We start from the raw sequence: 5,837 nt of genomic DNA, 5'->3' as shown, positions 1-5,837 counted from the left end.
CGACGCGGCACCCAGGCGCGCCCCGGCGAGCGGCCGCTCGCACCACGTCCGCGTCGTGGAACCACCCGCGAGCGTGGTTCGACCACACGACGGTGGTGCGACCCCGTCCCCGGCCCCCGCCGCGGCTCCGGCGCTCGTCCCGGCCCTCCACCCGACGCGGCTGCGGTGTCGGCGGCTCCGCGCCGGGGCCGGTCGTTCGACGCCGAGCGAGCCGACACATGCTCGAAACGCCCGTCGTGCAGAGTGGGGTCTCCCATGGACCTGACCACCGTTCGCGAGATCCGCACCCCGTCACGCCGCGACGAGATGGTCTTCGCGCCCGGCGAGCGGCCCCTCGGCGGCGGCACGTGGCTGTTCTCGGAGCGGCAGCCCGGGCTGACCGGCCTGGTCGATCTGACCTCGCTCGGGTGGTCGCCGGTCGAGCGCGGCATCGCCGCCGACGGCCGCGACGTCGTCAGCGTCGCCGCCACCTGCACCATCGCCGAGCTGCTGCGGCTGCCCGCCGACGCCGACTGGGTCGCCCACCCGCTCGTCGACCAGTGCGCGAACTCGCTGCTCGCCTCGTTCAAGATCTGGAACGTCGCGACGGTCGGCGGCAACGTCGCCCTCGGGCTGCCTGCCGGGGCCATGACGTCGCTCATGGCCACGCTCGACGCCACGGCCGTCGTCTGGACGACCGACGGGGGCGAGCGCCGCCAGCCCGTGTCCTCCTTCGTGACCGGAGTGGTGCAGAACACCCTCGAGCAGGGTGAGGTGCTGCGCACCCTCGAGGTGCCGCTCGGGTCCCTGCGCTCCCGTACCGGGTTCCGGCGCATCTCGCTGAGCCCCCTGGGCCGCTCGGGCACGCTGGTCACGGCCCGGCTCGGCCTCGACGGCGAGTTCGTGGTCACGATCACGGCGGGGACGACCCGTCCCGTCCAGCTGCGCTTCGACGAGGTGCCCGGCGAGCGGGCCCTGGCGGACGCTCTCGGCCGCATCGACTGCTGGTACTCCGACCCCCACGGCGACCCCGACTGGCGCCGCGCGATGAGCGCCCGCTTCGCCGACGAGTTGCGCGTCGAGCTCGGACGACCCGCCACCGACGCGCCGGCGCGACCCGTGCGCGAGTCGACCCACGACCCGCGCAGCGCGGCCGCCCGCGCGAGGCGGACGCCGCCCACCACCACGACCCCCGGAGGCGCGCGATGACCCCGAGACACGTCACGTTCGAGGTCGACGGCCTCCCGCTCGACGCCGACGTCGACCCCGGCCAGGTGCTGCGGACGGTGCTGCGCGAGCACGGCGTCCACTCGGTCAAGAAGGGCTGCGACGCGGGCGACTGCGGCGCGTGCTCGGTGCTGGTCGACGGCGAGCCCGTGCACTCGTGCATCTATCCCGCGCACCGGCTCGAGGGCCGGGCCGTGACGACGGCGGCCGGCCTCGGCACCCCCGAGCACCCCCACCCCGTGCAGCAGGCGTTCGCGGACGCGGCCGGGTTCCAGTGCGGCTTCTGCACGGCCGGCATGGTGGTGACGGCCTCGACGTTCACCGAGGCCGACGCGGACGACCTCCCGCGCCTCCTGAAGGGCAACCTGTGCCGGTGCACGGGGTACCGGGCGATCGGCGACGCGATCTGCGGCGTCTCGAACACGGTGGCCCCGGCCGACGGCGAGGCGGCCGGTCGGTCGGTGAAGGCCCCGGCGGCCCTGCGCGTGGCGTCCGGCAGCGAGCCGTACACGCTCGACTTCCGCAGCACGACGAAGCTGCTGCACCTCGCCGTGCTCGGCAGCCCGCACCCCCACGCCCGCATCACCTCGATCGACACGAGTGCCGCCGAGGCGCTGCCCGGCGTGCACCTGGTGTTGACCCACCGCGACTCCCCCGCGACGTTGTTCTCGACCGGTCGCCACGAGGACCGCGAGGACGACCCGGACGACGGTCTGGTCCTCGACCCCGTGCTGCGGTTCCGAGGGCAGCGCGTCGCCGCGGTCGCCGCGGACGACGTCCGCACGGCGACGAACGCCCTGGCCGCGATCGTGGTCGAGTACGAACCGTTGCCCGCCGTGTTCGACCCCGAGACGGCGCGTTCCCCCGGGGCCCCACTGCTGCACGGCGAGAAGACCGTCGAGGCGTCGCGCATCGCGTTCCCCGAGCGCAACACCGTGGCCGCGATGCACGACGAGACGGGCGACGTCGAGGCCGGCCTGGCGCTGGCCGACGCCGTCGTCGAGGGCACCTGGCGCACGCAGCGCGTCTCGCACGGCGCGCTCGAGACGCACGCCTCGCGCGGCTGGCTCGACGACGACGGGCGCCTCGTCGTCCGCACGGCGAGCCAGGTGCCGTTCCTCGTGCGCGACGAGCTGGCCCACGTCTTCGGACTGCCGCAGGAACAGGTCCGGGTCTTCGCCGCCCGCGTGGGCGGCGGTTTCGGGGGCAAGCAAGAGCTCATCACCGAAGACCTCGTCGCCCTCGCCGTGCTGCGCACCGGTCGACCCGTGCAATACGAGTTCACCCGCGAGGACGAGTTCACGATCGCGCCGACCCGCCACCCGATGCGCGTCCGCGTGCGTGTCGGCGCGACGAGCGACGGGGTGCTGACCGCGCTGCACGTCGACCAGCTGATGGACACGGGCGCCTACGGCAACCACGGCGTCGGCGTGATGTACCACTCGGTGCACGAGTCGACGAGCGTCTACCGCTGCCCGAACAAGCGCGTGGACGCCGAGTCGGTCTACACGAACAACCTGCCCTCGGGGGCGTTCCGCGGGTACGGGCTGGGGCAGGTCGTCTTCGCCGTCGAGTCCGCGATGGACGAACTGGCCCGCGAGCTCGGCATCGACCCGTTCGAGCTGCGCCGCCGCAACGTGATCGTCCCCGGTGACCCGATGGTGGTCACCGACCCCGACGAAGAGAGCGATCTGCTGATCGGCAGCTACGGACTCGACCAGTGCCTCGACCTGGTCGAGCAAGCGCTGGAGTCTCCTGCCCCCGAGGGCGCGCCTCCTGCCCCCGTCGGCCCGACCTGGGTCACCGGGCGCGGCATGGCGCTGGCCATGATCGCCACGATCCCGCCACGCGGCCACTTCGCCGACACCTCGATCGAGCTGCTGCCCGACGGCCGCTACGACATCGGCGTCGGCACGGCCGAGTTCGGCAACGGGACGACGACCGTGCACACCCAGCTCGTCGCCTCGGCGCTCGGCACCACGCCCGACCGGGTCGTCGTCCGGCAGTCCGACACCGACGTGGCCCGGTACGACACGGGTGCGTACGGGTCGGCCGGCGTCGTCGTCGCCGGCAAGGCCCTGCTCGCCGCCGCCCACAAGCTGCGCGCGGCGATGGTCGACCGCGCGCTGGCGATCGCCGGAGGCGCGGGTCACGCCGTCGACACCGGCACCGCCCCCGAGGTGGTCGCGGGCGGCGTCGTGGTGCGGGTCGGCCCCGGTGTCGACGCGACCGTCCTGGTGTCCGGCGATCGGCTGCTGGCCGACGGTCCGCTCACCGCCGACGGTTCCCACGACGGCACCCCACGCTCGGTGGCGTTCAACGTCCACGGCTTCGAGGTCGCCGTCGACCGGGCGAGCGGCGAGGTGCGCCTGCTGCGCTCCGTTCAGGCGGCGGACGCCGGCGTCGTGCTGAACCCCGAGCAGCTGCGCGGGCAGGTCGAGGGCGGCACGGCGCAGGCGATCGGCACGGCCCTCTACGAAGAGATGATGCTCGACGACGAGGGTCGTGTGCTGACGACGGCGTTCCGCAACTACCGGATGCCCAAGTTCGGCGACGTGCCCCAGACCGAGGTGCACTTCGCGACCACGCACGACGACCTCGGTCCACTCGGCGCCAAGTCGATGAGCGAGGCGCCGTACAACCCGGTGGCACCCGCCCTGGCCAACGCGATCCGCGACGCCCTCGGCGTGCGACCGCACGAACTGCCGATGTCGCGCGACCGCCTCTGGCGCCTCGCCGGCGGTCGCTGAGCCGGGCAGAGCGGGGCGGGGCCGGGCGGGGCCGGACCACGCGTCGCACCACCGAGTGAACGTCGCACCGCCGACATGCGCGGTGCGACGTTCACTCGGTGGTGCGACGCGAGCGCGGGCTGGACCGAAGCCCGGGCTCAGCCCTCGCGCTCGGTCGCTCCGGCCGGTGCCGCGGGCCCGCGCACAGCGTCGTGCGCCGACACGTCACGGTCCGCACCCTCGTCGCGCGCCTGCATCCGCGGCGAGTTGAGCAGCAGGTTCAGCAGCACGGCGACGATCGCGCCGGCGCTGATGCCCGAGTCGAAGACGATCGTGAACCAGGTCGGGAACTGCGCGTAGATCTCGGGGCTGACCGTCGGCAGCAGGCTCACGCCCAGCGCGACCGCCACGATCAGGATGTTCGAGTTCGTGAACCGCACCTTCGACAGCGTCCGGATGCCGCTCGCCGCCACCATGCCGAACAGCGCGACGCCCGCCCCGCCGAGCACCGCCACGGGTACGCCCTCGACGACGGCTCCGAGCGCGGGCACCAACCCGAGCACCACGAGGATGCCCCCCGCCAGCGTCGCCACGTACCGCGACTTCACGCCGGTGATGCTGACCAGGCCGACGTTCTGCGCGAACGCGGTGTACGGGAACGTGTTGAAGACGCCGCCGATGACGGTCGACAGGCCGTCGGCCCGCAGCCCGTCGGCCAGTCGTCGCGGCGTCACCGGGCGGTCGACGATCTCGCCCACCGCGATGATGTCGCCGGTGGTCTCGGTCATGATCACCAGGCCGACGATGCACATCGACACGATCGCGCTCACCGGGAAGGTCGGCAGCCCGAAGTGGAACGGCAGGGCGAGCCCGAACCAGGTGCTCTCGCCCACTCCGCTCCAGTCGGTCAGCCCGAACGGCCAGGCGACGAGGGTGCCGACGACGAGCCCTAGCAGGATCGACAGACGGCGGAGCGCAGGAGGCGCGAACCGCTCGATCAGGATGATCAGCAGCAGGGTGCCCGCCGCGAAGGCGACGTCGAGCGGGCGTCCGAAGTCGTCAGAACCCGCGCCTCCTCCGACCCAGCCGGCGGCGACGTCCATGAGCGAGACGCCGATGATCAGGATGACCGTGCCCGTGACGATCGGCGGGAAGAACCGCACCAGCTTCGAGAAGAACGGGGCGAGCAGCATCATGAAGACGCCGCTCGCGATGACCGAGCCGTAGATGGCCGTGATGCCGTACTCGCCACCGATCACGATCATCGGTCCGACGGCGGCGAAGGTGCAGCCCTGCATCAGGGGCAGCCGCACCCCGAAGCGCCAGAACCCGACGGACTGCACGATCGTCGCGATGCCGGCCACGAACAGGTCGGCGCTGATCAGGTAGGCGATGTCGCCGGGCTCGAGCTGGCCCATGCCGACCAGCGCTCCGCCGACGATGAGGGGCACGGCGACCGCCCCGGCGTACATCGCGAGCACGTGCTGCAGGCCGAGCGGGAAGAGCCTCCGCAGCGGCGGGACGCGGTCGACGGGGTGGGTCGTCTCGGGCGGCCCGGCGGTCGCGACCGGCGAAGCGGGCGGCTCGGGCGACTCGGGCGGGGACTGTGACATCGGGACTCCTGATCGTGGGGATGTCGGGTGGTCGCCGCCAGCGTACGAAACGCGCGTTTCGTCGCGACGGCACGCGTGTTTCAGGCTCGTGTCGTCGGCGGGGTCGATGCGCTCGGTGCCGCTCGTGCCGATGCACCCGCTTTCGAACGATGCACCCACGAGCAAGGGGGTGCATCGTTCGACACCGGGTGCATCGAGAAGGAGGCGCGGGCTGGCGGTCGAGGAGCACGGCGGCAGCCGGCGCCGTCACCAGGCGACGCGGCCCGGCCCGGCCCGGCCCCGCACCGCA

General features: G+C 73.2%; 3 protein-coding genes. 2 read left to right on the top strand and 1 reads right to left on the bottom strand.

Annotated elements, in window-relative coordinates; translation table 11 throughout:
• Positions 1–255 precede the first annotated feature (255 nt).
• On the top strand, positions 256–1,188 hold the full coding sequence (locus IFT36_RS14785; RefSeq protein ID WP_200413527.1) for an FAD binding domain-containing protein: 933 nt from the start codon (positions 256–258) through the stop codon (positions 1,186–1,188).
• Positions 1,185–3,956, top strand: a complete 2,772-nt coding sequence (locus tag IFT36_RS14780; RefSeq protein ID WP_200413526.1) for a molybdopterin-dependent oxidoreductase — start codon at positions 1,185–1,187, stop codon at positions 3,954–3,956. The genes IFT36_RS14785 and IFT36_RS14780 overlap by 4 nt, the downstream gene beginning before the upstream one ends.
• A 137-nt stretch (positions 3,957–4,093) precedes the next feature.
• On the opposite strand, the gene IFT36_RS14775 is transcribed toward IFT36_RS14780, so the two are convergent.
• Positions 4,094–5,548 carry a nucleobase:cation symporter-2 family protein gene (locus tag IFT36_RS14775; protein ID WP_200413525.1) on the bottom strand — a complete coding sequence of 485 codons (1,455 nt, stop codon included), beginning with the start codon at positions 5,546–5,548 and terminating at the stop codon, positions 4,094–4,096.
• Positions 5,549–5,837: the final 289 nt, after the last annotated feature.

This window comes from Frigoribacterium sp. CFBP 13605 (genome assembly GCF_014839405.1).
Classification (GTDB): Bacteria; Actinomycetota; Actinomycetes; order Actinomycetales; family Microbacteriaceae; genus Frigoribacterium.
Note: the sequence above shows the minus strand (reverse complement) of the source record. Positions and strands in the feature narration are given on the sequence as shown.

Excerpts from the sequence above, each read along its gene's own strand:
- IFT36_RS14780 (WP_200413526.1), top strand. The coding sequence starts at position 1,185 with ATGACCCCGAGACACGTCACGTTCGAGGTCGACGGCCTCCCGCTCGAC.
- IFT36_RS14785 (WP_200413527.1), top strand. The coding sequence starts at position 256 with ATGGACCTGACCACCGTTCGCGAGATCCGCACCCCGTCACGCCGCGAC.
- IFT36_RS14775 (WP_200413525.1), bottom strand. The coding sequence starts at position 5,548 with ATGTCACAGTCCCCGCCCGAGTCGCCCGAGCCGCCCGCTTCGCCGGTC.